The sequence below is a fragment of the Hyphobacterium marinum genome (genome assembly GCF_036330325.1).
GTDB classification, from domain to species: domain Bacteria; phylum Pseudomonadota; class Alphaproteobacteria; order Caulobacterales; family Maricaulaceae; genus Hyphobacterium; species Hyphobacterium marinum.
In genome coordinates this window covers 398,546-423,163 of sequence record NZ_JAZDRO010000001.1, presented here as the reverse complement: position 1 = coordinate 423,163, position 24,618 = coordinate 398,546, and the positions used below count along the sequence as shown (strand labels likewise).

Annotated in this window: 22 protein-coding genes; 2 read left to right on the top strand and 20 right to left on the bottom strand. The window is 66.0% G+C overall.

Annotated features, from left to right (window positions below; all coding sequences use genetic code 11):
• Positions 1 to 101: 101 nt before the first annotated feature.
• The 15 genes from trmB to V0U35_RS01975 all read right to left on the bottom strand — a co-directional run bounded on the left by trmB (position 102) and on the right by V0U35_RS01975 (position 12,772).
• Positions 102 to 701 (bottom strand): tRNA (guanosine(46)-N7)-methyltransferase TrmB, encoded by a 600-nt coding sequence (trmB, locus tag V0U35_RS02045; RefSeq protein WP_330194982.1) that lies wholly within the window; start codon positions 699 to 701, stop codon positions 102 to 104.
• A 67-nt stretch (positions 702 to 768) separates the two neighbouring features.
• Complete coding sequence (gene metK, locus V0U35_RS02040; protein ID WP_373696341.1) at positions 769 to 1,935, bottom strand: methionine adenosyltransferase; 1,167 nt, start codon at positions 1,933 to 1,935, stop codon at positions 769 to 771.
• 81 nt (positions 1,936 to 2,016) lie between these two features.
• Positions 2,017 to 2,442 carry a helix-turn-helix domain-containing protein gene (locus tag V0U35_RS02035; RefSeq protein WP_330194980.1) on the bottom strand — a complete coding sequence of 142 codons (426 nt, stop codon included), beginning with the start codon at positions 2,440 to 2,442 and terminating at the stop codon, positions 2,017 to 2,019.
• A gap of 109 nt (positions 2,443 to 2,551) precedes the next feature.
• The gene (lnt, locus tag V0U35_RS02030; RefSeq protein WP_330194979.1) at positions 2,552 to 4,183 is read right to left on the bottom strand and encodes an apolipoprotein N-acyltransferase; all 1,632 of its coding nucleotides are present in this window, start codon (positions 4,181 to 4,183) and stop codon (positions 2,552 to 2,554) included.
• Positions 4,180 to 5,058, bottom strand: a complete 879-nt coding sequence (locus V0U35_RS02025) for a hemolysin family protein (protein WP_330194978.1) — start codon at positions 5,056 to 5,058, stop codon at positions 4,180 to 4,182. The genes lnt and V0U35_RS02025 overlap by 4 nt, the downstream gene beginning before the upstream one ends.
• The gene (ybeY, locus tag V0U35_RS02020) at positions 5,055 to 5,522 is read right to left on the bottom strand and encodes an rRNA maturation RNase YbeY (RefSeq protein ID WP_330194977.1); all 468 of its coding nucleotides are present in this window, start codon (positions 5,520 to 5,522) and stop codon (positions 5,055 to 5,057) included. Before ybeY ends, V0U35_RS02025 begins: the two co-directional genes overlap by 4 nt.
• Entirely contained in the window at positions 5,519 to 6,478 is a 960-nt protein-coding gene (locus V0U35_RS02015; RefSeq protein WP_373696358.1) for a PhoH family protein, read from the bottom strand. The genes ybeY and V0U35_RS02015 overlap by 4 nt, the downstream gene beginning before the upstream one ends.
• Before the next feature lie 56 nt (positions 6,479 to 6,534).
• The gene (gene miaB / locus V0U35_RS02010) at positions 6,535 to 7,908 is read right to left on the bottom strand and encodes a tRNA (N6-isopentenyl adenosine(37)-C2)-methylthiotransferase MiaB (RefSeq protein ID WP_330194975.1); all 1,374 of its coding nucleotides are present in this window, start codon (positions 7,906 to 7,908) and stop codon (positions 6,535 to 6,537) included.
• 112 nt (positions 7,909 to 8,020) lie between these two features.
• On the bottom strand, positions 8,021 to 9,259 hold the full coding sequence (locus tag V0U35_RS02005; protein WP_330194974.1) for a TCR/Tet family MFS transporter: 1,239 nt from the start codon (positions 9,257 to 9,259) through the stop codon (positions 8,021 to 8,023).
• Between the two features lie 35 nt (positions 9,260 to 9,294).
• Positions 9,295 to 9,711 carry a Fur family transcriptional regulator gene (locus tag V0U35_RS02000; RefSeq protein ID WP_330195566.1) on the bottom strand — a complete coding sequence of 139 codons (417 nt, stop codon included), beginning with the start codon at positions 9,709 to 9,711 and terminating at the stop codon, positions 9,295 to 9,297.
• 153 nt (positions 9,712 to 9,864) lie between these two features.
• The gene (locus V0U35_RS01995; RefSeq protein WP_330194973.1) at positions 9,865 to 10,311 is read right to left on the bottom strand and encodes a GNAT family N-acetyltransferase; all 447 of its coding nucleotides are present in this window, start codon (positions 10,309 to 10,311) and stop codon (positions 9,865 to 9,867) included.
• Positions 10,308 to 10,907, bottom strand: a complete 600-nt coding sequence (gene tsaB / locus V0U35_RS01990) for a tRNA (adenosine(37)-N6)-threonylcarbamoyltransferase complex dimerization subunit type 1 TsaB (protein ID WP_330194972.1) — start codon at positions 10,905 to 10,907, stop codon at positions 10,308 to 10,310. Before tsaB ends, V0U35_RS01995 begins: the two co-directional genes overlap by 4 nt.
• Positions 10,908 to 10,921: 14 nt before the next feature.
• On the bottom strand, positions 10,922 to 11,551 hold the full coding sequence (locus V0U35_RS01985; RefSeq protein ID WP_330194971.1) for a malonic semialdehyde reductase: 630 nt from the start codon (positions 11,549 to 11,551) through the stop codon (positions 10,922 to 10,924).
• A 103-nt stretch (positions 11,552 to 11,654) separates the two neighbouring features.
• A complete protein-coding gene (locus V0U35_RS01980; RefSeq protein ID WP_330194970.1) occupies positions 11,655 to 12,206 on the bottom strand; it encodes a NifU family protein in 552 nt (183 codons plus the stop codon).
• Between the two features lie 89 nt (positions 12,207 to 12,295).
• On the bottom strand, positions 12,296 to 12,772 hold the full coding sequence (locus V0U35_RS01975) for a universal stress protein (RefSeq protein ID WP_330194969.1): 477 nt from the start codon (positions 12,770 to 12,772) through the stop codon (positions 12,296 to 12,298).
• A 65-nt stretch (positions 12,773 to 12,837) separates the two neighbouring features.
• Here V0U35_RS01975 and V0U35_RS01970 point away from each other — a divergent pair, with 65 nt between their 5' ends.
• Complete coding sequence (locus tag V0U35_RS01970; protein ID WP_330194968.1) at positions 12,838 to 13,407, top strand: hypothetical protein; 570 nt, start codon at positions 12,838 to 12,840, stop codon at positions 13,405 to 13,407.
• Here V0U35_RS01970 and V0U35_RS01965 read toward each other — a convergent pair.
• The 5 genes from V0U35_RS01965 to mutS all read right to left on the bottom strand — a co-directional run bounded on the left by V0U35_RS01965 (position 13,404) and on the right by mutS (position 22,205).
• Positions 13,404 to 13,946 (bottom strand): copper chaperone PCu(A)C, encoded by a 543-nt coding sequence (locus V0U35_RS01965; protein WP_330194967.1) that lies wholly within the window; start codon positions 13,944 to 13,946, stop codon positions 13,404 to 13,406. The two genes, V0U35_RS01970 and V0U35_RS01965, sit on opposite strands and share 4 nt — an antisense overlap.
• 80 nt (positions 13,947 to 14,026) lie before the next feature.
• Entirely contained in the window at positions 14,027 to 15,055 is a 1,029-nt protein-coding gene (gene trpS, locus V0U35_RS01960) for a tryptophan--tRNA ligase (RefSeq protein ID WP_330194966.1), read from the bottom strand.
• Positions 15,056 to 15,098: 43 nt separating this feature from the next.
• Positions 15,099 to 16,661, bottom strand: a complete 1,563-nt coding sequence (gene murJ, locus V0U35_RS01955) for a murein biosynthesis integral membrane protein MurJ (protein WP_330194965.1) — start codon at positions 16,659 to 16,661, stop codon at positions 15,099 to 15,101.
• A gap of 7 nt (positions 16,662 to 16,668) precedes the next feature.
• Complete coding sequence (locus tag V0U35_RS01950; RefSeq protein WP_330194964.1) at positions 16,669 to 19,488, bottom strand: [protein-PII] uridylyltransferase; 2,820 nt, start codon at positions 19,486 to 19,488, stop codon at positions 16,669 to 16,671.
• A gap of 32 nt (positions 19,489 to 19,520) precedes the next feature.
• On the bottom strand, positions 19,521 to 22,205 hold the full coding sequence (gene mutS / locus V0U35_RS01945; RefSeq protein WP_330194963.1) for a DNA mismatch repair protein MutS: 2,685 nt from the start codon (positions 22,203 to 22,205) through the stop codon (positions 19,521 to 19,523).
• Between the two features lie 118 nt (positions 22,206 to 22,323).
• Between mutS and V0U35_RS01940 the strand changes: the two genes are divergently transcribed.
• Positions 22,324 to 24,615 (top strand): NADP-dependent malic enzyme, encoded by a 2,292-nt coding sequence (locus V0U35_RS01940; protein ID WP_330194962.1) that lies wholly within the window; start codon positions 22,324 to 22,326, stop codon positions 24,613 to 24,615.
• Positions 24,616 to 24,618: the final 3 nt, after the last annotated feature.

The following is a 24,618-nucleotide window of genomic DNA, read 5'->3' as shown; positions in this document are numbered from 1 at the left end:
AAAGGGCGGCCCCCGGTAGGAAGCCGCCGATTAAGGTCATCCGACCTCATCGAACTTGTGGGGGCCGATATACGCCCCGGTGCCTAAGAATGCAATGGGGGCTACTGCCGCGCGAAGTCAAAGAACACCGGCGCGCAATCGCCCAGCTTCTTGGTCTCGTAGCGCGTGGTCAGGTGATCGGCGGGCGGCAACCGCCAGTCGTCGGCGTCTTTCGCCAGCCATTGCAGGTGCGGATTGCGGCGCAGGATGAAGAGCGCGTGGTCGGCATAGGCCATCACGTCGGTCGCCACCCGCAGGAGTCCGCCGGGTTTCAACAGCCGCGCAAACTCCGCCGCCGTCTCGTCCTGTACCAGCCGCCGCTTGGCATGACGCGCTTTCGGCCAGGGGTCTGGAAACAACAGGTAGATCCGGTCAAGGCATGCGTCCGGTATGCGCGCCATGACATCGCGCGCATCGCCTTCCATCAGGCGGACATTGGTCAGCCCGGCGTCCTCGATCTGGCCCAGCGCCTTGGCGACGCCATTCAGAAACGGTTCGACGCCGAGAAAGCCCGTCTCCGGGTTTCGCGCGGCCTGACCGGTCAGGTGCTCGCCGCCACCAAAGCCGATCTCGAGGATATGCGCCTGCTTGCCCTCGATCAGCCGCGCCGGGTCGACCGGGCCGTCTTCCGGGATGGCAAGGCGCGGGAGGAGGTCATCCACCAGCGCCTGCTTGCGGTCCGAAAGCGGCCGGCCCTTGGTGCGGCCGAAAGAACGAAGTGGCTTGGACTCAGGCGAGGGATTTGAGTTCATCGACCAAGTCGAGCTTTTCCCAGGAGAAGCCGCCATCGGCATCCGGTTCGCGGCCGAAATGGCCATAGGCCGCCGTGCGCGCATAGATCGGACGCGACAGACCCAGACGCTCGCGGATGCCGCGCGGGCTAAGATTGGCGATCTGCATCAGCGCCTTCTCCAGCTTCGCCGGATCAATCTCGCCGGTCTCGTGCAGGTCGACATAAAGCGACAGGGGCTTGGCAACGCCAATCGCATAGGAGACCTGGATCGTGCATTTCGCCGCCAGTCCGGCCGCGACGACATTCTTTGCCAGCCAGCGGCAGGCATAGGCCGCCGAGCGGTCGACCTTGGTCGGGTCCTTGCCGGAAAATGCGCCGCCGCCATGCGGGGCCGCACCGCCATAGGTGTCGACGATGATCTTCCGGCCGGTCAGGCCGGCATCGCCATCGGGACCACCGATGACGAAATTGCCGGTCGGATTGACGTAGAATTCCTCTTCGGGCGGGAACCAGCCCTCGGGCAGCACGCCCTTGACGATCGGGCGGACCAGTTCGCGGATGTCGGCGGGAGAGAATCCCTCACGGTGCTGGGTCGAGACCACCACCGATTCCACCGCAACCGGCTGGCCATTCTCATAGCGCAGCGTGACCTGGGATTTCGCATCCGGTTCGAATTCAGGCCGCTCGCCAGATTTGCGAACCCGGGCCATTTCTTTGAGGATCTGGTGCGAGTACTGGATCGGGGCCGGCATCAGCTCGGGCGTTTCGTTCGTCGCATAGCCGAACATGATGCCCTGGTCGCCGGCACCCTCGTCCTTGTTGCCCGACGCATCGACGCCCATGGCAATGTCGACCGACTGTTCGTGCAGGAAGTTCTGGAAGGCAGACTTCTGCCAGTGGAAACCATCCTGCTCGTAACCGATATCCTTCACTGCGGCGCGCGCCACGGCTTCGATCTCGTCCCCATCCACGGGCGCGCCACAGCGCACCTCGCCAGCCAGGACGATCTGGTTGGTCGTGGTCAGCGTTTCGCAGGCGACGCGCGAAAGCGGGTCCTTGCCCAGGAACAGGTCAACAACGGAATCGGAAATCCGGTCGCAGACCTTGTCGGGATGGCCTTCGGACACGCTTTCGGAGGTAAACAGATAGCTGGTACGGCTCACGGGAAAGGACCCTTTCATATAAAGATATCTTTATATGCCGGGCTTAAAGCCTATCCGGCGGCAGTGTGCAACCGGTTTGACTCAGGCTTCGCCGGATTCCGATGCGTTTTGTTCGGCGGCCAGGGCGCGCACCAGTTCGAGGACGCGGCGGCGAACCTTCGAATCAGTGATCTTTGAAAACGCCTCGGCCAGCGCCACGCCGTCAGAGCTCTGAATGAAGTCATAGACGATCGGCGACTGTTCGTTCTCGGCCATCCCGGCAGACGGTCCGGCCGTCAGGCCGTCGAAAAAGAACGAGACAGGCACGTCGAGTACGCCGGCCAACCGGAACAGGCGGCTGGCACCGATCCGGTTCGAGCCGCGTTCGTACTTCTGTACCTGCTGGAACGTCACGCCCAGCTCGTCACCCAGTTTTTCCTGGCTCATCTTCAGCAATTGACGGCGCAGCCGGACCCTTGATCCGACGTGCTCGTCAATCTGGTTGGCTTCTCGCGGATTTCGCTTCATGCCCCAGACTTCCTGTCGCTTTGCCGACGCCCGGTCCCACGCGCGGCGGCGAGTTGTCACAATACCTATGACTTATATAACGCCGCTCGGACAAAAGGCGAGTTGTTGTTCAGTGACCGCGATTTCCCTTCCAGATAAGGCGAAATGCGTCTCGTTTGCAGACCGCGACAACCAAGACTACGACAAATAGAAATCCGGCCCAAATGCCGTTTCCGTGACGTGAATAGACCGTCGGCGGAAGCGGTGCAGGAACGGTGATGTCATGAGCTCCTTCTGCCCGCGGGCCAATGATCTGGTCAGACAACCCAAAGGGGCTGATCGCGCCGGAATACCCCCCCGATGCAGCCCGCACGACGGGCAGGCCGGACTCGATCGCCCGGTAGCGCGCGATGTTGAGGTGCTGGGCGGGGCCTGCTGTTGGGCCGAACCAGGCATCATTGGACACATTGATGATCCAGGCCGGGCGCGCGCGGCCGGACGCAGCAAACCGGGGGTAGACGATCTCGTAGCAAACCAGGATCGCAGCCGGTGGACCGGCCGAGAAGTTGAACACGTCCGGTCCCGGCCCGCGCGAATAGCCGTCGACCATGTCACTGAGCGTCTCGATCCCGATCGCCCGGAACACCGGGGCCAGGGGGATGTATTCGCCAAACGGGACCAGGCGGACCTTGTCATAGAGATGGGTCAGCTGGGGCCGTCCGCCGGGAAAGCGCAGTGCCGCGACCGAATTGTAATAGCGATCGCGCCCGTCCTCGCCCTCTTCGCGGCGCGGAGTTCCGGTCACCAGGACCGGACCATCGGCCAGCCGCCGGCCGATGTGATCGAGCGTCTCGCCATCCTCCAGCAGGTAGAGGGGCAGCGCGCCTTCGGGCCAGATGACATGACTGACCTGATCAAGGCCCGGCGCGGCCATGGCCTCGAGATAGCGGGCCCGGACCAGCGCCTCATTGCCTTCGGCCCATTTCTCGCGCTGGCTCATTGTCACCTGGACCAGGCGGACGCGGACCCCCGGCATGGTCTCGGTTCCGGCACCGGCAAGGCGTTGCGCCCCCCAGGCCGTCAGGCTGGCGAAGACCAGAAGGGCGGCGAGAACCGGTGCGAGCCGACCCGGAACCGCGCGCGGCCCGGCCAATGTCGCTGGCGCGGTAAAGGCCAGGAGCGTGACGAGGCTGAGCCCCCAGGCCCCGAACAGGGCGGCCGACTGCGAGACCGCGCCTCCGCCTGCCCAGACATAGGCGGGCAGATTCCACGGGAATTCGGCAAGCAGATGGCCCCGCAGCCATTCGGCAGCAAAGACCAGGACCGCAAACACCACGACACGGATCGCGCCCCGTCCGCCGATGCGGGCCTGAACCGCGCCCGCCAGACCCCAGTAGAGGGCGAGCAGGACGGCGACCGCGAGCGCCGCGACCGGGCCGAAGGGTGCAAACGCCACTCCGCGGCTGAAAAAGGCAAAGGCGATCCAGAACACGCCCGCGGCGAAATAGCCCAGCGCAAAGGTGAAGGCGCGCTCAAAACCGGCGCGGGCTGGGCGGGCGTCGCGGCGGGCACCATCAAGCGACCAGACCAGCGCCGTCAGACCAATGGCCAGTACCGGGAAGAAAAAGAACGGCGCTTGGGCCAGCGCCCCCAGGGCACCCAGACCGAAGAGCAGCCCGCGCCGCGGCCAGCGCGGCAAGCGCAGGATCCGGGCCCGGATGCGGTCCGGGTTCAACTCATGGAAGACCCGGCCCGCGCTCACGCAATGTCGTCCGGCCCGCGTTCGTCCCCCGGCTCGCGGTCTGCCGGCAGTCGCACGCGCAGGCGCTTGATCTTGCGCGGGTCGGCATCAAGGACTTCGAATTCCACACCGGCATCGGCATGGGGAATCACCTCGCCGCGCTCGGGAATGCGCCCGGCCAGCGTGAACACCAGGCCGCCCAGCGTCTCGATATCGTCATCGGTCTCCTCATCGGACAGGGTGCAACCGGCGGCCTGCTCGAATTCCTCGATCGGGGTCCGCGCCTCGACATCCCACAGGCCCGGCCCCTTGGCCCTGATCGCCGGGGCGTCGGCCTCGTCGTGTTCATCCTCGATATCGCCGACAATGGGTTCAAGCAGGTCTTCGAGCGTGACCAGCCCGTCCGTGCCGCCATACTCGTCGACCACGAGGGCGAGGTGCATGCGCCGCGTCTGCATGCGCAGCAGCAGATCGGTCGCGCGCATCGAGGGCGGCGCAAACAGCAGCGGCCGCCGGATCGCCGGCAGAATGCGGCTCTCGGTCCAGCCAGCCGGTCTCTGGCCATCCTCACCGGGCGCAAGATGGCCGATCACGTCCTTGATGTGGGCCATGCCGACCGGGTCATCGAGCGTTTCGCGGTAGATGGGCAAGCGCGAGTGGGCGGCGTCGGCGAACAGGCGGGCGAGCTCGTCCAGCGGTGTCCCGATTTCCACGCCGATTATATCCGCGCGCGGCACCATCACGTCATTGACGCGCATCCGGTCGAAGGCCTCGACCCGAAGGGCGAACGATGCCGCATCCGCGCCGTTGAGGTTTTGCACGGCGGGCTCGCCGCCATTGCCAAGTACGCGCGACAGGCGCGCGCGCCAACTTCGCCCCTGACTGTCCCCGCTCATGCCACACCGTCCCGCGCGGCATAGGGATCGGCTATGCCGAGCATCTGCAGGGCCCGCCGTTCGATCGCTTCCATGACCTCCGCCTCATCGTCATTCCGGTGATCATACCCGTGCAGATGCAGGAATCCATGCACAAGAAGATGCCGCACATGATCGGCGAGCGCCAGACCGGCGGCCTCGGCTTCGGCCCGGGTCACGCCGTATGCCAGCGCAATGTCGCCGGCCCAGCCTTGCGCGCTCTCATGGGCGGGGAAGGACAGGACATTGGTCGGCCCTTCCTTGCCGCGCAGGCGCGCATTGAGATCGGCGATTTCCGCGTCGGACCCGAACAGCACCGAGACATGGCCGCGGTCGGCTGCATCCATGGTCTCGCGCGCGGCGGTGAAGCTTTCCGCGCAGACGGCGTCAGCGTCGGTCAGGGACGACCAGCCCGTATCGCTGACCGTCACGTTGATCGCGCTCATGAGCGTTCGGCCTGGCTGTCGGCCTGTTCATAGGCCTCGACAATGCGGGCAACGAGGTCGTGCCGGACCACATCACCGCGTTCGAAACGGGTAATCGCCACGCGCGGATCATCCTTGAGGATGCCGAGCGCCTCGGGCAGGCCCGAGGGCTGGCGGCGGTCGAGATCGGTCTGGGTCGGATCGCCGGTCACGACCATGCGCGAACCCTGCCCCAGCCGCGTCAGCACCATGCGCATCTGCGCGCGCGTGGCGTTCTGGGCTTCATCGACAATGATGAAGGCGCGGTTCAGCGTGCGCCCGCGCATGAAGGCGAGCGGGGCGACCTCGACCCGGCCCTCCTCGCGCATCTTTTCCATTTGCGTCTTGCCCAGCGCATCGGACAGCGCATCCCACACCGGCAACAGATAGGGATCGACCTTCTCGGCGAGATCGCCGGGCAGGAAGCCGAGCTTCTCACCCGCCTCGACTGCGGGGCGCGTGATTATCAGCCGTTCGATCCGGCGCAGCACGAGCTGGCTCGCGCCATAGGCCACAGCCAGCAGCGTCTTGCCGGTTCCCGCCGGGCCAACCCCGAAAATCAGGTCGGTGTCGCGCTCGTTCTTCAGCGCGCGCACATACTCGCCCTGGCGCGGCGTGCGGGCCTGGAAGCTCGCGCCGCGCGGCACGCGGATCAGACCGGACTCGCCCTCTGCCTCGCCGGATTCAGCCATCAGGATCGCCGAGCGCACATCGGATTCATCGCACATCAACCCGTCGCCAAGCCGGGAGTAGAGACGGTTGATGACCCGGCGCGCCTCGGCGCGTGTTGCCGGATCGTCGCCCTCGATCTGGATCTGGCCAGCACCGGGGGCGCTGAGCCCGACACCGAGTTCGCTCTCGATGAGAATGAGATTGCGGTCGCCCTCACCGGCCAGCGCGCGCAAACGGGACGCGTCATCGAAATGCAGGGTTTCGATGGCGGCGCGCTTTGGCTTGGCCGACCGGGCCTTGGCAGGTTTCTTTCGCGGTGTGGTCACGCGGCACTCGCTGTGTTGCCGGCAAGGTGGCCGGACAGGGCGTTCTGTGTTGCCCCGGTAATCGTGACGTCGGCGATCTGGCCGATCAGGCTTTCCGGCCCGTCGCAATGGACCGATTGCAGATAGGGGCTGCGGCCCTGGATCTGGCCGTCGCGGCGGCCGGAGCGTTCAAACAGGACCGGCAAAGTCTTGCCGACTTGCGACGCGTTGAAGCCGCGCTGCTGCTCGCCCAGTAGCGTCTGCAGGCGTTGCAGCCGGTCAGACGCGACATCCGGGTCGACCTGGCCGGGCATGGTTGCGCCCGGCGTGCCGGGGCGGCGCGAATAGATGAAGGAGAAGCACGACGCGTATCCGACCGCGCGGGTCAGCGCCATCGTCTGCTCGAAATCGTCCTCGGTCTCGCCAGGGAAGCCGACAATCATGTCACCCGAAATCGCCATGTCGGGCCGCGCCGCGCGCAGGCGAGCGATGATGTCGAGATATTCCGCCGCCGTGTGGCTGCGGTTCATGGCCTTCAGGATCCGGTCCGAACCGGCCTGCACCGGCAGGTGAAAATACGGCATCAGCTTCGGCGTATCGGCGAAGGCGGCGATCAAATCGTCATCCATGTCTTTCGGGTGCGAGGTCGTAAAGCGGATCCGCTCGATCCCGCCGATCAGCGCGATATGGCGTACCAGCTGCGCCAGCCCCCACGGCCCGTCGGCCTCTGCCCCTGCAGGCGGCTCGCCATGGAAGGCATTGACGTTCTGCCCCAGCAGGGTGACTTCGCGCACGCCGCTGGCGGCCAGGGCGCGAATTTCGGCCACGATCTGGTCAACCGGACGCGACCATTCCGCGCCGCGCGTATAGGGCACGACGCAGAAGGTGCAGAATTTGTCACAGCCTTCCTGCACCGTCACAAAGGCGGTCGGGCCATCGTTCTGGCGGCTCGGGCCGAGCGCGTCGAATTTCGCATCCGGTTCGAATTCGGTCTCCAGCGCCTCGCCGCGCGCGCGATGGGTCTGGGCGATCAGTTCAGGCAGCTTGTGATAGGTCTGCGGACCCACAACCAGGTCAACAACCGGCGCGCGCTTCATGATCTCCGCGCCTTCGGCCTGCGCCACGCAGCCCGCCACCGCAATCGTCATCCCGGAACCGTCACCGGCACGCGCCGCCTTGTGCGCCTTCAGCCGCCCCAGCTCGGAGTAGAGCTTTTCGGACGCCTTTTCGCGAATGTGGCAGGTGTTGAGGATGACCAGGTCGGCCCCGTCAGGGCTGTCCGCAGGCTCATAACCCAGCGGATTGAGCACGTCCCGCATGCGCTGCGAGTCGTACACATTCATCTGGCACCCGTAGGTCTTGATATAGAGTGTCTTGCGCGTCGCGCTCATGCGTTGGGCGCGAAACTTGTCTTCCGCGCATCCCGTTCTAAGTGCCGCCGGTCCGCCCGGCCCGTCAGGAGCGGCGGTTTATCGTGGAAACACGGCGCAATGGCAAGCCGTATCAGTCCGCGGGAACTGGCACCGGGCCGGGGGGACGTGTCGCCCAGACGATGATGATCACCGCGACCACCGTCAACAGCCCCGCCAGGAAGTAGGGTGCGCCGGGGAAATAGGGCTCGGCCTCGCGGTTGGAGAAGGCGAAGAAAATCTGCGTCATCAGGATGGGGCTGAACGCCATCATCAGGCTGCCGAGACTGGTCACGCCGCCTTGCAAAGCGCCCTGCATGTCGGCCGGAACCTGACCTGACATGATCGATTGCAGCGCCGGACCGGCCACGCCCGAAATTCCGGCCAGGGCGATGATTACGTAGACCGCAGCGGTATTGGGAGCGAAGGCATAGGCGAAATAGGCCGCCGTCGCGACCGCGAAGCCGACAATTGCGGCATTACGCTGGCCCCAGGCCTTGATGATCCGGCCCGACAGCCCGCCCTGGACGATGGCCGAGACGACGCCGACCGCAGCCAGCGAGAGGCCGACCTCCGCATTGCTCCACCCGAACTTCTCCGGGCCGTAATAGGCCCAGACCGCCGGGAAGGCGGCGTGGCCGATATAGAAGAGCGCGACGGCGGCGAGCAGGCCGAACACCATCGGGAACTGCTTCAATTGCATCAGCGCACCGACGGGGTTGGCATTCGCCCAGCGGAAGGGGCGCCGGTTTTCTTCCTTGTGCGTCTCTGGCAGGACCAGGAAGCCATAGATGAAGTTCACGCCCGCCAGGCCGGCGGCCACGAAGAAGGGCAGGCGATGGTCGATATCACCCAGCGGTCCGCCAATGGCCGGCCCGATGATGAAACCCAGGCCAAAGGCCGCGCCGATCAGGCCGAAGCGTCCGCCGCGCTCTTCGGGCGGCGTGATGTCGGCGATATAGGCCCCGGCCGTGGAATAGGTCGCGCCGAACATGCCTGACAGGGCGCGCCCGATGAACAGCACCCATAACACCGGCGCGAACCCCATGACGAGATAGTCGATGGCGAACCCGGCAATCGCGACCAGCAGGACCGGCCGGCGGCCAAAGCGGTCTGACAGGTTTCCGACCACCGGCGCGAAAATGAATTGCGTCAGGGCATAGAGCGCGTAGATCGCACCGCCCCACCTTGCCGCCTGCGGCAGGGTCAGGCCGGTAATGTCCATGATCAGATCGGGCATCACCGGCAGGATGATCCCCAGTCCGATCATGTCGAGCAGGACCGTTATGAAGATGAAGGCGAGCGCATGCTTGCCCGGCTTGCGGTCAATCATGGAAGAAACGGCTTTCCTTCAGGGGCGCGGGCGGACTATTCGCCCTCTTTCAGAGGCCTGCCGTAAAGCTCCAGCCGGTGATCGACAAGCTTGTAGCCCAGCTTGCGCGCCACTGCTTCCTGCAGACGTTCGATTTCCTCATTGACGAATTCGATGACTTCGCCGGTCTTGGTATCGATCAGGTGATCATGATGGTCGTCACCCGCCTCTTCATAGCGTGAGCGTCCGTCGCGGAAATCATGGCGCTCGATAATGCCGGCATCCTCGAACAGGCGAACCGTCCGGTAAACGGTTGCAAGCGAGATGTTCGAATCGATCTCGGCCGCCCGCCGGTGCAGCTCTTCGGCATCGGGATGGTCTTCGGACGAGGACAGGACGCGCGCGATCACGCGGCGCTGCTCGGTCATCCGCAGACCCTTTTCCACGCAGAGTTTTTCAATCCGGTCCGACATGATCATGCCCATCGCTGACAGTGCCTGAATTCCAGACATAAGCGCTTCGCGGTCGCGCGTCCAACCCGTTATGCCATGCGGCCCGGCACGAAACGGGCGCGGGAGTGTGCAGTTGCAACGCATCCGCGTACCGGTCGGCTTTGCGCGCCCGGCCTACACCCCTGCAGCCGGGTCTGCGGGCGTGATCTGCTTGGTCATCAGGATCGCGTCGCTGCCGTCGGCATAATAGCGCTTCCGCCGCGCGGTCTCGGCAAATCCCCGGCCGGAATACAGCGCCTGCCCGGCCCTGTTCTCGGTCGACACGTCAAGATGGATGGTCAGCGCCCCCTGCCGGGCGGCTTCGCTGATCGCCGCGTCCAGCAACCCCCCGCCCAGGCCCGATCGCCGGGCCTCCGGATCGACGCAGATGGTCAGGATCTCGGCCTCGTCCAGCACGCGCCGGATGAGCACAAAGCCCTCCGGTGCGGCAAAGCCGATGACCGCCGGCTGACGCAGCAGGGCGGCAATGTCACGCTCGCTCCAGCCATGCGGGAAGCAGCGCGCATGCAAGGCTGCAAGACGCGCCGCGTCTTCCGGTCCGGCCCGGACAATGCCGGTCATGGCGCACGCCCGCCCGGCAGCTTGGCGTCCGGCGGACGGGCATAGAAGGGCGACGGCGGGACGTCGGCCTCGCCAACCATTTCGCACGCATCGAGCAATACGGTCAGGTCGAGCGGTGTTTCGGCTTCGCGGTCATGAAGGTTGTGGCGCGCGCGCCAGCCATCTTCCTCCGCCGCCGCAATGGTCTCGGGATCTCCGGCCGGCCGGCCCCGGTCGAACGCCTGGACGACCCGCTCGCCGCGGCGCGCATCGTGGACAATGGCCACGCGCCTTTCTCCCGTAGGGTCCGCCTGGCGCGCCCGGACAGCCAAGGTCGACACGCCAACCGCCGGCGCGCCCGTCGCCAGAGACAGGCCGCGCGCGAAGGCCACACCAACCCGCACGCCCGCAAAACTGCCCGGACCGGTGGTTACGCCGATCCTGTCGAGATCGCGGGCCAGTATCCCGGCCTCGGCCAGCAGGGTTTCGACCATGGGTGCGAGCCTTTCGGCGTGACCGCGTCCGATCGTCTCGGAGACCAGCCGGTCGGCCGCGCCCGGCAGGCGTAACGCTACCGAGCAGGCCGGTCCGGTCGTATCGATTACAAGCAGCCGCATGACGGCTGCGGTGATTAGACGATCAGTGCGGCTTCGTCGAACGAAAGTCGCGGCAGGCGCTGGAAAAGCTTCTCGCCCGTGCCATAGCCGATATTGACGAGGAAATTGGCCTTCCAGCTCTTCCGGTCTGGATCACCGGCGAAGAATTCCTGCTCGAGGCCCGCCTTGTCGAAACCCGACATCGGTCCGGTATCGAGCCCGAGGGCGCGGGCGGCCAGGATCAGATAGGCTCCCTGCAGTGTGCCGTTGCGGTAGCCATGCTCCTCGGCCCCGGCCTTCATCATGTCCCGCGCGCCGTCGGCATGCGGGAAAAGCTTGGGCATGTTGTCGTAGAATTCAGTGTCCCAGGCGACAATTGCCGTCCAGGGCGCACCCATCGTCTTGTCGACATTGTTCGGCGACAGGTGCGGTTTCAGGCGTGCCTTGCCGGCCTCGCTGCCGATGAAGACGAAACGGGCCGGCGAGTTGTTCATCGACGTCGGCCCCATCTTCACCAGGTCGTAGAGCTGGCGGATGGTCGCTTCGGGCACGGCCCGGTCCTCCCACGAGTAGAAGGTGCGCGCCTTGCGGAAAAGCTGGTCGAGCGCTTCCGCGTCGAGCGGATCGTCGAGGTCGGGGTCGAGGGAGATCTGGGTATCGGGCATGGATTTATCCTCGCAGTCGCAATCATTATTGATTGAAACGCTCAGATAATCCCTTTGTTCACCGGTTTAATCGCCAGTCTGGAATAAGTGTTGCGCCAGCCGCTCAACCGACGGCAACAACTTCGCGCACTTCCGGGACATAGTGTTTCAGGAGATTCTCGATTCCCGACTTCAACGTCATGGTCGAGGACGGGCAGCCTGCACAGGCTCCGCGCATGACCAGTGCGACGACTCCGGTCGCCTCGTCAAACCCCTTGAAGATGATGTCACCGCCATCGCGCGCCACGGCCGGCCGTACGCGCGTATCGATGATTTCCTTGATCTCCTTCGACAGCCCCTCGAGCGGCCCGGTGTCCTCGGCTTCGCCGCCATCGGCAATGATCGGTTCGCCCGACGTCAGCCCGTCCATGATCGCGCCGAGAATGGCCGGCTTGATATGGACCCAGTCCACGGTCGCGTCCTTGGAGACCGACACGTAATCGGCCCCGAAAAAGACGCCCATCACCCCGTCCACGGCGAAGAGATCACGCGCGAGCGGCGAGCCCTCGGCCGCTTCCGGCGTCGCGAATTCGCGCGGTTCGTCGGGCGAGACGTCCTGGCCGGGCAGGAATTTCATCGTGTTCGGATTGGGGGTCGGTTCGGTCTGGATGAACATGGGGCGGCACTTTCGGCTGGCTCTACATCGGACACATGGCGAAGACGGCCCCCGGGCGCAAGTCCGCAGCGAAACGCAGTGCGCTTATGTCACGTCACCGCTTCGATCGCGTCCATCGTCATGCTGCCCGGCACGACGGTGATCGGGATAGGCCGCGAACCGAACAGGCCCTTGCCCCGCGCCAGCGCGGAAACGAGCGGACCGGGGCCCTCGCCCGAGTCCGAAGCCCCCAGGACCAGCAGGGCAATGCTTTCGTCCTCTTCCACAAGCGTGGCGAGGCATTGGCGCAGATCGCCTTCCCGCATCAGCATGTCGGGCCGTACGCCGGTAATGCCCTCGGCTTCCTCGGCGAGCGATTCCATCAACTGCATGGCCGCGTCCTCGGCCTCCCGGCGCATCGTTTCGGATACGCCGATCCAGTGGTCGAAATTCGACGGTTCGATCACGGCGAGGATCATCAGCGACCGGCCCGTGGCCTGGGCCCGCCGTGCCGCGAAATAAAGCGCGGCATGGCATTCTTCGCTGGTGTCGGCGACGACGAGAAACTTGCGCTTGGGCTCGGTCATACGTCAACAAGGTGGCGTGACTTTGCCCGCCCGTAAAGTGGCGATTTGGCCGGAGGACGCACACCATGACCGGCATGCCGGATGCAGAAGAGGGAAGACGCTATGCCAACCGGCACGGCGCGCGGGCGGCGGCATCGACCATCGTTCTCGAGGATGAACGGCTCTCCTCCGAGGTCGGAGGACGCCTCGTCAGCGCCGTCCGGCTCGACGCCATCACCTCGGTGCGCCTCTCCATCGGCATGGCCGGTCGCGACACCCAGATCCTCTGCCGCGTGCAGGGGAAATCGGGCGCAGAGATCGTGCTCGGCTCGAAACGCTGGACCGGGCCTGGGCAGTGGCGTGAACAGGCCCGCGAATTCCGGCTTTTCCTGGCCCGCCTGCACGCCGCGCTGGAGCCGCGCTGGGACGAGATCGCCTTCGTCGAGGGACCGTCCCCGCGCCTGCGCGGGCTGATGTTCGGACTCGGGATCTTGCTTGCAGTCGGCGGCAGTATGGCCGCGGCCATGTTGTTGTGGCGGAACAATCCCTGGGGCCTGTTCGCAATCGCACCTTCCGCCGCCGGAGCCTGGCTCGCGCTGATCTTCCGGCCAGCGCGAACCAAGACCTATGACCCGGCCGCCTATGCGCGGCTCTAGTAGTCGTTGGGCATGCCCGGCGGCATGTTGCGTACGGCAAAGGTCACGGGGACGTCACCGGCATTCTGGAAGACCAGCGTACCCGCCACTTCTTCGCCTTCGCTGACCGGGGCAAGACCGAACACCATCAGGTGCCGTCCGCCGGGCGTGAAGACGAGCGGACCTTCGCTGCCCACCCGCTGTGGCGGGATTTCATGCATCCGCATGGCCCCGTCCGCGCTCATCGTATGGCCGTGCATCTCGACACGTTCAGCCCCCTCGATGCGCGCGCCCGTGAGGAGATCTTCCTCGCCCGACGCGAGCCGCACCACGACATAGGCGGAGGTCACATCACGCCCTTGCGGATGCGGGCGCATCCAGGATGCCCGTATCTCGACCTCGGCTTCGCCCTGGGCAACCTCGGTTTCCGGTTGGTAGAGACGGGTCTCGGCCATGCCGGATTCGTGACGGTCGGCATTGGTCTCCTCGGCGGCTTCCGGAGATCCGCCGCAGGCGGCGAGAAACAGCGTGGCGGAGGAAAAGACGGCGGTGCGGATCATGATAGGAATGCTCCCGGACTGTGTTCAGCCATGTATAGCGGGCACGGCCCCAAACACCGATGCGGCACCTCGTCCCGTAGCTAGCCCCAGAAGCCGACGCGCTTCTTCACGTCGGCGATGACCGGCGCGGCGACGGCGCGGGCGCGTTCGGCCCCGGCGGTCAGCACGCGGTCGATTTCCGCCGGATCACCCATCAGGCGCGCATACTCGCCCGAGACCGGGGCAAGGCTGGCGACCGCGAGGTCGGCCAGCGCCGGCTTGAACACGCCAAAACCCTGGCCGCCGAACTGGTTGAGCACGCTTTCCTTGGTCGAACCTTCGAGCGCCGCATAGATGCCGACGAGATTGGCCGCTTCGGGCCGGCCTTCGAGGCCCTCGACAGACTCCGGCAAGGGTTCGGGATCGGTCTTCGCCTTCTTGATCTTCTTGGCGATAGCGTCCGCACCATCAGAAAGATTGATCCGCGCGAGATCGGACGGATCGGACTTCGACATCTTCTTCGTTCCGTCCTTCAGGCTCATGATCCGCGCGCCGGGACCCTGGATGAGCGGTTCGGGCAGCGGCCAGAAACCTTCGCAGTCAAAGTCGCGCATGAAGCGCGCCGCGATGTCGCGGGCCAGTTCGAGGTGCTGCTTCTGGTCCTCGCCGACCGGCACATGGGTCGCCTTGTAAACAAGGATGTCAGCAGCCATCAGTACCGGATAGGTGAAGATGCCGACGCTTGCCCGCTCGCGGTCTGAACCGGTCTTGTCCTTGAACTGCGTCATGCGTTCCATCCACCCGAGGCGGGCGACGCATTGCAGCACCCAGGCAAGCTGGGCGTGGGCCGGGACCGCGCTTTGGGCAAAGATGGCCGACCGCTTCGGATCAACGCCAGCGGCCATGTAGGCGGCCGCCACCGAGCGCACGGCACCAGGCAGGGCCGCCGGGTCGTGCGGCATGGTGATCGCGTGCATGTCGACCGCGCAATAGAAGCATTCCGCGTCACGCTCCTGCAGCTTCACCCAGTTCACCAGCGCGCCGAGATAATTCCCCAGATGCAGGTTTCCGGTCGGCTGCATGCCCGAGAGGATGAGTTCGGGGCCGTCATAGGTCGGAGCGTCGGTCATGGATCAGGCTTTCGCAATGCGCAGGTTTCGTGTGGGCCGGGTCTTACCCGCGCGCGAAAGCGTCGCGCAACTCCGAAATCCGTATCGCCCGCGTCAGCAGGGCGAAAACCCCGTAGACGGCAAGGCCCGCCGCCGCCACCGCGAAGACCGCGAGGAAGCGGCTGTCGAACGTGTAGGTAGTAATGAGATCGGCCTGACTGGCCGCATAGGCGACGAAACCGCCCATAGCGACGGCCGACAGCGTCAGGCTGGGAAGCCGGCCGATCAGCCGCTTGTCAAAGCTGAGCCCGCCCCGGCGCGCCAGCTGCCAGCCCAGCATCAGCGCATTGAGCCAGCCGGCCACAGACGTCGCGGCGGCCAGGCCGACATGTCCCAGGCCCGGATGCGTCTCCCGGATGAGGAAGAACAGCCCGGCCCCGACCGCGATATTGACGACCATGGAAATGGCGGCATAGCGCATCGGTGTGGCGGTATCCTCGCGCGCGAAAAAGCCCGGCGAGAACACCTTGATCAGGACAAATGCCGGCAGGCCGACGGCAAAGGCCTGAACCGCGAGCGCGGTCGCGGCGGCATTATCCCCGGTAAAGGCCCCGCGCATGAACAGGCCCTCGACGAGGAAATTCGGCATGACGATGAGCGCGATGGTCGCGGGCAGGGTCAGACCCATCGAGATTTCCAGCGCGCGGTTCATGGCATTGGCCGCGCCCTGCTCGTCCCCGGCACCGAGGCGCTTGGAGAGGGCCGGCAGCAGCGCCACACCCATGGCGATGCCGATCACGCCGAGCGGCAACTGGTAGAGCCGGTCGGCGTAGTAGAGCAGCGCCACCGCACCATCCTGTAGCGAGGCGATGATCTGGCTGATCGTGATATTGATCTGGGTGACGCCCGCCGCAATCGCCCCGGGCACGCCCAGAACGATGAGCCGCTTCACCCCTGGTGTCAGGCGCGGCCAGCGTAAGGGAAAACCGATCCCGGCACGTTTGCATCCCCACCATAGGAGTGCGGCCTGCAGGACTCCAGACGCCGTCACGCCAATGGTCAGCCGCAGGCCGGTATCGGCTTCGCTCTCCGGCGCGGTCACGAGCACCGCGATCAGCACGATGTTCAGCAGGATGGGCGCAGCGGCCGCAAGGCCGAACTTGCCATGCGCATTCAGGACCCCGCCCAGCATCGCGGTCAGCGACATCAGCATCAGATAGGGCATGGTGATCTGGGTGAAGAGTACGGTCAGCTCGAACTTGCCCGGATCATCAAGGAAGCCCGGCGCGAGCGCGCGCATGATCCACGGCATGGCCAATTCCGCCGCGATGGTCAGAACGCCCAGCGTCACCAGCAGGACCGACATCACCTCGCGGGCGAAATTGCGGGCGGAGTCTTCGCCCTCGGCTTCCATCCGGCGCGAATAAAGCGGTACGAAGGCGGAATTGAACGCGCCTTCGGCAAAGAAGCGGCGGAAGAGATTGGGGAAGCGGAAAGCGACGACGAAGGCTTCCGCCACCGGCCCGGCACCCAGCGCCGCGGCCAGCAGCATCTCACGCACCAGGCCCAGCACCCGGCTGCCCATGGTCAGAATGCCGATGACGGCCGTGGAGCGCAGAAGCCTCATGCCGGCCCTACCGCCCCGCGCTTGCTTCGGCGCGCGCCAGTCCGCGCGAGCGTGCCTTCTCGGCCCATGCGTCCTCCTCCTCGGCAAGCACGGCCATCAGTCGCGCGCTCACCGCTTCCCGGTCGGATAGGTCGGACAGCTTTCCGGCATTTTTAAGAACATAAAAGACATCAACCGCGCGCTCGCCATACCCGTCGATCTGCGCGGCCTGAAGTGACAGGCCGGATTCGGCCAGCGCATGGGCGAGCGCAGCCAGCAGGCCCGGCCGATCCCGGCCCGTCGCTTCGATCACCGTGGCATTCTGGGCCGCATCGTCGTCGAAAATCACGGACGGCTTCACGTCGAACGCCATCGAGCGGCGGCGCATCAACGCCTCGCGCGGGCCGGCCGGAGGCCGTGCCTTCTCGCCAGCCGCGGCCCGGCGGACCCGTTCCAATAGCGCATCCCGGGCGCGGGGCCGGCCCAGACCAAAGGGCTTGCCGCCCGCGTCCTGCACGAAAAACACGTCGAACGCCTTGCCCGAGCGTGTCGTGGCGACATGGGCTCCGACGACATTGGCCCCGAGATCGGCGAGCGCGGTGACAATGTCGGCAAAGAGCCGGTCGCGGTCGGGCGCATAGACCATGACTTCGGTCGCGGCCCGGCGCCGGTCGATGCGCACCGCCGCAGCTGACTTGCGGGCTGAAGCGTGGACGGCGCGCGCAAAGGCGGCATGGCGCAGGCGGTCCTCGGACCGGAAGGCCAGCCAGTAGGAATCATCGAGATCCTCCGCCCAGGCCGCCGCGAAGCCTGGGTCGAGCCGGGCCTGGCGATTCCGCAGGGCTTCACGCGCCTTCTGAGCCTTTTCGGCCAGCCGGACCTGTGCGCCGGCTTCGCCATCGGGGGCACCACCATCGGCAAGGACCGCGGCAGTGGCCCCATAAAGATCGCGCAATAGCTGGGCCTTCCAGCCATTCCACACACCCTCGCCCACCGCCTTGATGTCAACAATTGTCAGGATGAGCAGGAGCCGCATGCGTTCGAGCGTTCCGACCGTGCGGGCGAAATCGATCACCGTCTTGGGATCACCCAGATCACGGCGCTGGGCGGTGTCGCTCATGATCAGGTGCGAGGCGATGAGCCAGGCGACGAGTTCGGTCTCCTCGTCAGGCAGGCCCAGCCGCTCGCAGGCTTCGCGGGCGCGCGCCGCCCCCTCGATACACTGGTCGCCCTGCCCCTTGCCGGTGTCGTGCAACAGGATGGCGAGGTGCAGTGCCCGGCGGTGCTTGATCTGGCCGATAATCTTCGTCGCCAGCGGATGGTCGGCGGGGTGCTTGCCCTGCTCGATTTCGCGCATCAGGCCCAGCGCATGCAGCGTGTGCTCATCAACCGTGTAGCGGTGATACATGTTGAACTGGGTGCGCGCGACGATCGCCCCGAATTCCGGCAGATAGCGGCCCAGAAGCCCCGCCTCGGTCATCAGGCGCAGTACGAGATGGGGTTGCGCCGAATCGAGCAGAATCGAGAAAAAGGTGCGCGCTACCGCCGGATCGGACCGGAACGTGTCATCGACCAGGCGCAGCGACCGTCCCACCGCCGCGATGGCGTTGGGGTGCAGGTCGGCCCCGCGCTGCGCCGCGGCCTGGAACAGCCGCATCAGGTTGACCGGGTGGGCCTCGATCTCCTTGGCATCGGCAAAATCGATCCGTCCGTCGCGCACGGTAAAAACCGGATCGGTCTCCTCGCCATCCAGTGCCGTCCCCGGCAGGAAGCGCGCCAGCCCCCGTGGCCGCGACTTCCAGGCGTCGGCTTCCAGCTTTGCGGAGACCAGGCGCGTTAGCGCCCCGACATCCATCGCGGTGAGGAAATAGCGGCGCATGAAGCGCTCGACCGCGCTTTCGGTCTCGCCGTCCTCGAATTTCAGACGTTCCGCGATTTCCGGCTGCAGGTCGAAGGTCAGCCGGTCATCCTTGCCGCCGGTCAGGTCATGCAGATGAAAGCGGACCGTCCACAGGAAGTCCGCGGCTTTCAGGTATTTCTCGACGTCGGACACCGTCAGTAGGCCCGACGCCACCCAACGCTCAAACGCGTCGGCCCCGTAGAGGAATTGCGCCAGCCAGCGCAGCAGCTGCAGATCGCGCAAACCCCCTTTCGAATCCTTGATATTGGGCTCGACCGTGTAACGCGACCGCCCCGCCCGAGCGATGCGCCGGTCGCGCTCGATCAGCTTGGCCTCGACGAATTCGGCTCCGGTCGAGGCATCGGCTTCGGCCTTCAGTTGCCGGACCAGGTCTTCGGCGAGATCCCGGTTTCCGGCAATCAGCCGGATCGACAACAGCGTCGTGCGTTCGCTGACATCCTCGCGTGCCAGATCGAGCGTCTCGGCCACGCTGCGTGCCGCAGCCCCGCCAACCGTCAGGCCGATATCCCAGAGCGCGAGGATCGCCATCTCGATGAATCGGTCTGCCTCCGGGCACGCCCGATCGGGCTTCAAAAACAGGATGTCGATGTCCGAACCCGGCGCGAGCTCGCCCGCGCCATACCCGCCGACCGCACAGAGCGACACGTCCGCCGCGCCCGCTTCGTCCTCGGCTTCCAGCGCAGCGAAGAGCGCAATCAGCACCGAATTGGTGACGCTGGAGAGGAAGCGCGCCGCTTCCAGCCCGCCCCCCGCCCCGTCGAGCCGGGCGAAGGCTTGCGTACGGCCGGTCTCCAGCGCGGCGCGAAGCCGTGCCAAGGCCGCATTGCGCGCCGGTGGCGACGACCAGCCATCGCTGCCCAGCGCGGCCGCCAGTTCGGCGCGCAGTTTCAGGCCGTCGAGCGCGGCAGGCAGGGCGGAGACCAGCATGGGCGCGATGCTATCGAATGCCTGTCACGGCGTCACGTATCCTTCGCGGGCAGATGGCGTTTAAGCTCATAGAGCGCGTCGAGCGCCTCACGCGGGCTCAACTCATCCGGATTGATGTCTGTCAGCCGGCGCTCGACCTCGGACGGTTTCGCCGGGGCAGAAGGAGCTGGCGTCGCGGAAAACAGCGGCAGATCGGCAAGCGCGGCGGCTGGAGCGTCCTGGCTTTCCAGCCGTTCCAGGATGGTGCGGGCCCGGGCGATGGCGGCGTCCGGCAATCCGGCCCGGCGCGCCACCTCGATCCCGTAGGATCGGTCGGCCGCGCCCTTGGCGACCGTGTGCAGGAAGACCAGCTCGCCCTTCCACTCCTTGGCCTTCAGGCTGACATTGGCGGCGTGATCGAGCTCTTCGGCGAGCCGCGTCATCTCGTGATAGTGCGTGGCGAACAGCGCCCGGCAGGCATTGATGCCATGCAGATGTTCGGCGACCGCCCACGCGATGGAGAGACCGTCAAAGGTCGAGGTTCCCCGACCGACCTCGTCGAGAATGACGAAACTCTTCGGACCCGCCTGGTTGAGGATGGACGCCGCCTCGATCATCTCGGTCATGAAGGTCGAGCGCCCGCGCGCCAGGTCGTCGGCCGCGCCGACACGCGAATAGAGCCGGTCGGCAATGCCGATCCGTGCCGACGCCGCCGGGACGAAACACCCGGCCTGGGCGAGGATGATCATCAGCGCGTTCTGGCGCAGGAAGGTCGATTTACCGGCCATGTTCGGGCCGGTCACCAGCGTCAGCCGCGCTGCCGCTTCACCTGCACCATCGAGCGCGCAATCATTGGGGGTGAAAGCATCTCCAGCCTTCTTCAGCGCGGCCTCGACAACCGGGTGCCGCCCGCTTTCGACCGCAAAAACCGGCTCCTCGACCATGTCGGGGCGGACCGATCTGGTCTCTACCGCCCATTCGGCGAGACCCGCCGCGCAGTCGAGCTCCGCGAGCGCGCCGGCCATCTGCCGCAACCCTTGCGCCAGGTCTTCGGTGCGGGTCCGGAAGCTCTCGAAGATCTCGGATTCCAGCCCCAGCGCCCTGTCGGCGGCTCCGGCGATTTTCGCTTCGAGCTCGGCCAGTTCGGTCGTGGTGAAGCGGACCGCATTCGCCATCGTCTGGCGATGGATGAAATCGTCGGAAGCCATCAGCGGGTCGGCATTCTTCGCCGTCACTTCGACGAAATATCCCAGCACATTGTTGTGCCGGATTTTCAGCCCCGCTACACCGCTCGCCTCGGCATAGGTCTTCTGCAGGCCCGCCACGATTTTTCGCGACGCATCGCGCAGCGCCCGGGTCTCGTCGAGCGCTTCGGACCAGCCTTCCGCGACAAAGCCGCCATCGCGCGCGGCTAGCGGCGGCTCGGCGACCAGCGCCTGACCCAGATCAGCGGCGAACCGCGCCAGATCACCCTTGTCGGTGAGCGACAGTGTGGCGACGGCTTGGTTCAGCAATGCCGGTGCGGCGTCATCGGGCAGGGCCTGGCCGAGACCGGCGGCGAGCGTTTCACCTTCGCGCAACGCCTTGCCCAGCGCGGCAAGATCGCGCGGCCCGCCGCGGCCCAGCAGCAGACGCGAGAGCGCGCGTTCCGGGTCGCCCGCCGCCTGCAGCAATTCGCGCATGGCGCGCCGCGTCGTCTTGTTCGCCGCGAGAAACCCGACCGCATCGAGCCGCGCGTCGATCATGTCCTTGCGCGTCGACGGGCGGGTCAGACGTGCCGCCAGCCGGCGCGCGCCGGGCGCGGTCACTGTCCGGTCGATGGTGGCCAGCAGCGATCCCTTGCGCTGTCCGGCCTGGGTCCGGTCGATTTCAAGGCTCGCCCGCGTCGCCGGATCGATGGCGAGCGCTGATCCTGTCTCCACCCGGCGCGGCGGAGCCAGCTTGGCCGGAGCCCCGGCCTGGGCCAGTTCCAGATAGTCGAGCAGCGCCCCCAAGGCCGCGATCTCGGCTTTGGAAAACGCGCCGAAGGCATCCAGCGAGACGACGCCGAACCGCTCGATCAAACGCCGCTCGGCGGACTTCGCATCAAATTTCGCCTTCGGCAGCGGGGTCAGCCGCGCGCGCGGGGCCAGTCTCGCGTCTGCAGTAAAATAGGCCTCGTCGCTAAGCCACTCGGCCGGATCGAGAGCCGCCAATTCGGCTTCGATCCCGCTCGCGTCGCACGGGCAGGCGGCGAATTCCCCGGTCGAGACTTCCGCCCAGGCGAGCGCACAATCTCCGCCCGGTGTACGCGCCAGCGCGGCGATCCGGTTCGATGTCCGCGCATCGAGCAGGGAATCCTCGGTCAGCGTGCCGGGGGTGACAATGCGCGCGATCGCCCGGTCGACCGTCTTTGATCCGCGCGCCTTGGCCGCTTTCGGATCTTCGGTCTGTTCCCCGACCGCGACCTTGAAACCGGCGCGGATGAGCCGGGCGAGATAGGCCTCTGCGGTCTGGGCCGGCACGCCGCACATGGCAATCGGCTCGCCCTGGTGCTCGCCGCGCTTGGTCAGCGCGATGTCGAGCGCGGCGGCGGCGGCCTTCGCATCCTCGAAGAAGAGCTCGTAGAAATCGCCCATCCGGTAGAAGAGCAACGCATCCTTCGGCGCGCTTTCGCGCAGGGCGAGGTATTGCGCCATCATCGGCGTCGCCCCGTCGGCGCTGGGGAAGTGGCGGTTTTCGAAATCGGCGTCGGGCATGGAGCGGCGAAACTGGCGAGGAATCGCCGACTGCGCAAGACACCGGATTCGCTTGCCTCACCGGCGCGCGCCGTTAGGCTCGAAACGGATCGAAGCACCGGCAGGGAAACACGCCTACATGTCCGACCGCACCAGCCCCGTCGACGACGACGAAGCGCTCGCCTTCCACAAGGAACCGACACCGGGAAAACTTGGCATGTCGGCCACCAAACCGATGGCGACCCAGCGCGATCTTTCGCTCGCCTATTCGCCGGGCGTGGCCGCGCCGGTGAAGGCCATCGCCGAGGACCCGGAGAAGGTCTACGACTACACCTCGAAGGGAAACATGGTTGCCGTCATCTCCAACGGCACAGCGATCCTCGGCCTGGGTGATCTCGGCGCGATGGCGTCCAAGCCTGTCATGGAAGGCAAGGCTGTCCTCTTCAAGCGCTTTGCCGATATCGACGCGGTCGATATCGAGGTCGAGACGTCCGACCCGGACGAATTCGTCGATTGCGTCGCCCGCTTTGGCCACACCTTTGGCGGCATCAATCTGGAGGACATCAAAGGCCCGGACTGTTTCATCATCGAGCAGCGTCTGCGCGAAAAGCTCGACATCCCCGTCTTTCACGACGACCAGCATGGCACCGCGATCATTTCGGCCGCCGGCATCATCAATGCTTGTCACCTGACCGGCCGCGACATCGCCGACCTGAAAGTGGTGGTGAATGGTGCGGGCGCGGCCGGCATCGCCGTACTCGAACTCCTCAAAGCCATGGGCGTCAGCGCCAAGAACGCGATCCTCTGTGACTCGCGCGGCACGATCTATCAGGGCCGCGAGGACGGGATGAACCAGTGGAAGGCTGCCCACGCCGCGCCGACCGACGCCCGCACGCTCGCCGAAGCTCTGGACGGAGCCGACTGCTTCATCGGCCTGTCTGTCGCGGGCGCGGTCGACGAGGCGATGGTCCGTTCAATGGCCGCCGAACCGATCATCTTCGCCATGGCCAACCCTGACCCGGAAATCCGCCCCGAAGCGGTGCGGAAAATCCGCCGTGACGCCATCATGGCGACAGGCCGGTCGGATTACCCCAACCAGGTCAACAACGTGCTGGGCTTCCCTTACATCTTCCGCGGCGCGCTTGACGTACGCGCCCGCACGATCAACGAGGAAATGAAGATCGCCGCGGCCAATGCGCTGGCCGAACTGGCGCGTCAGGATGTGCCCGACGAGGTCGCCGCCGCCTATCACGGCCAGCGTCCGTCCTTTGGCAAGGATTACATCATCCCCTCGCCCTTCGATCCGCGCCTCATCTCCTTCGTGCCGCCGCGTGTGGCGAAGGCAGCGGTGGAGTCCGGCGTCGCCCGCAAGCCGATTTCCGACATGGGCGGCTACAAGGCCGGCCTCGCCCGCCGCCTCGACCCGACCGCGGCCCTCCTGCAGCGCATCCATGGCGCGGTGGAAGGCAAGGGCAAGCGCATCGTCTTCGCCGAAGGCGAGGAGCCGAGCGTTATCCGCGCGGCCTATGCCTTCCAGTCCCAGGATCTCGGCGAAGCCATCCTTGTCGGCCGCGAGGAACAGACGAAAGCGAATATGCGCCTGGTCGGCGTGCCGGAGGATTCCATCCGCATCGTCAATGCCCGCCTGTCGAGCCGCAACGCGCACTATTCGGACTATCTCTACGCCCGCCTGCAACGCGAAGGGTATCTCAAACGCGACGTCCAGCGCCTCGTCCACAATGACCGCAACGTCTTTTCCGCCTGCATGGTCAAGCTCAACGATGCCGACGGGCTCGTCACCGGCGTGACCCGCAACTACGACGCCGCGCTGAAGGATGTCAGCCGGGTCCTCCTGCCCGCCGAAGGCGAGCGCATCATCGGCATGTCGATCGCGCTGGCGAAGAACCGGACACTCTTCATCGCCGACACCAACGTCACCGAATTTCCAGAGGCCGACGCGCTCGCCGACATCGCCATTGAAGCCGCCGCCGCGGCCAAACGCTTCGGCTTCACGCCGCGCGTGGCCTTCCTCTCCTATTCGACCTTCGGTAATCCGGGCGGGGTGCGGTCAGAGAAGCTCCAGGCCGCCGTGCGCCTCCTCGACGGGCGCGGCGTCGACTTCGAATATGAAGGTGAAATGGCCGCCGACGTCGCGCTCGACCCGGCGCACAAGGCGCTCTACCCGTTCTCGCGCCTGACCAAACCGGCCAATGTCCTCGTCATGCCGGCGATCCACTCGGCCTCCATCGCCACGCGGCTGTTGCGCGCGGGCGGCGGCGCAACCGTGCTGGGGCCGATGCTCTTGGGCTTTGAAAAGCCGGTGCAAATCGCAAGGCTCGGCGCGTCGGCCAGCGAAGTCACGACCCTTGCGGCGCTCGCCGCCTATGACCTTTCGGCCAAGGCCCACGCCGAAGCTGAAGCCGCCGAGTAGTCC

Coding starts and splice junctions, on each gene's coding strand:
- trpS (WP_330194966.1), bottom strand. CDS start 15,055: ATGACCGACGCTCCGACCTATGACGGCCCCGAACTCATCCTCTCGGGC.
- V0U35_RS01940 (WP_330194962.1), top strand. CDS start 22,324: ATGTCCGACCGCACCAGCCCCGTCGACGACGACGAAGCGCTCGCCTTC.
- V0U35_RS01995 (WP_330194973.1), bottom strand. CDS start 10,311: ATGACCGGCATTGTCCGGGCCGGACCGGAAGACGCGGCGCGTCTTGCA.
- mutS (WP_330194963.1), bottom strand. CDS start 22,205: ATGCCCGACGCCGATTTCGAAAACCGCCACTTCCCCAGCGCCGACGGG.
- V0U35_RS01950 (WP_330194964.1), bottom strand. CDS start 19,488: ATGCTGGTCTCCGCCCTGCCTGCCGCGCTCGACGGCCTGAAACTGCGC.
- V0U35_RS02025 (WP_330194978.1), bottom strand. CDS start 5,058: ATGAGCGGGGACAGTCAGGGGCGAAGTTGGCGCGCGCGCCTGTCGCGC.
- tsaB (WP_330194972.1), bottom strand. CDS start 10,907: ATGCGGCTGCTTGTAATCGATACGACCGGACCGGCCTGCTCGGTAGCG.
- V0U35_RS01975 (WP_330194969.1), bottom strand. CDS start 12,772: ATGACCGAGCCCAAGCGCAAGTTTCTCGTCGTCGCCGACACCAGCGAA.
- V0U35_RS02000 (WP_330195566.1), bottom strand. CDS start 9,711: ATGTCGGACCGGATTGAAAAACTCTGCGTGGAAAAGGGTCTGCGGATG.
- V0U35_RS02005 (WP_330194974.1), bottom strand. CDS start 9,259: ATGATTGACCGCAAGCCGGGCAAGCATGCGCTCGCCTTCATCTTCATA.
- V0U35_RS01965 (WP_330194967.1), bottom strand. CDS start 13,946: ATGATCCGCACCGCCGTCTTTTCCTCCGCCACGCTGTTTCTCGCCGCC.
- ybeY (WP_330194977.1), bottom strand. CDS start 5,522: ATGAGCGCGATCAACGTGACGGTCAGCGATACGGGCTGGTCGTCCCTG.
- V0U35_RS01985 (WP_330194971.1), bottom strand. CDS start 11,551: ATGCCCGATACCCAGATCTCCCTCGACCCCGACCTCGACGATCCGCTC.
- murJ (WP_330194965.1), bottom strand. CDS start 16,661: ATGAGGCTTCTGCGCTCCACGGCCGTCATCGGCATTCTGACCATGGGC.
- miaB (WP_330194975.1), bottom strand. CDS start 7,908: ATGAGCGCGACGCGCAAGACACTCTATATCAAGACCTACGGGTGCCAG.
- V0U35_RS01980 (WP_330194970.1), bottom strand. CDS start 12,206: ATGTTCATCCAGACCGAACCGACCCCCAATCCGAACACGATGAAATTC.
- V0U35_RS02035 (WP_330194980.1), bottom strand. CDS start 2,442: ATGAAGCGAAATCCGCGAGAAGCCAACCAGATTGACGAGCACGTCGGA.
- V0U35_RS01970 (WP_330194968.1), top strand. CDS start 12,838: ATGACCGGCATGCCGGATGCAGAAGAGGGAAGACGCTATGCCAACCGG.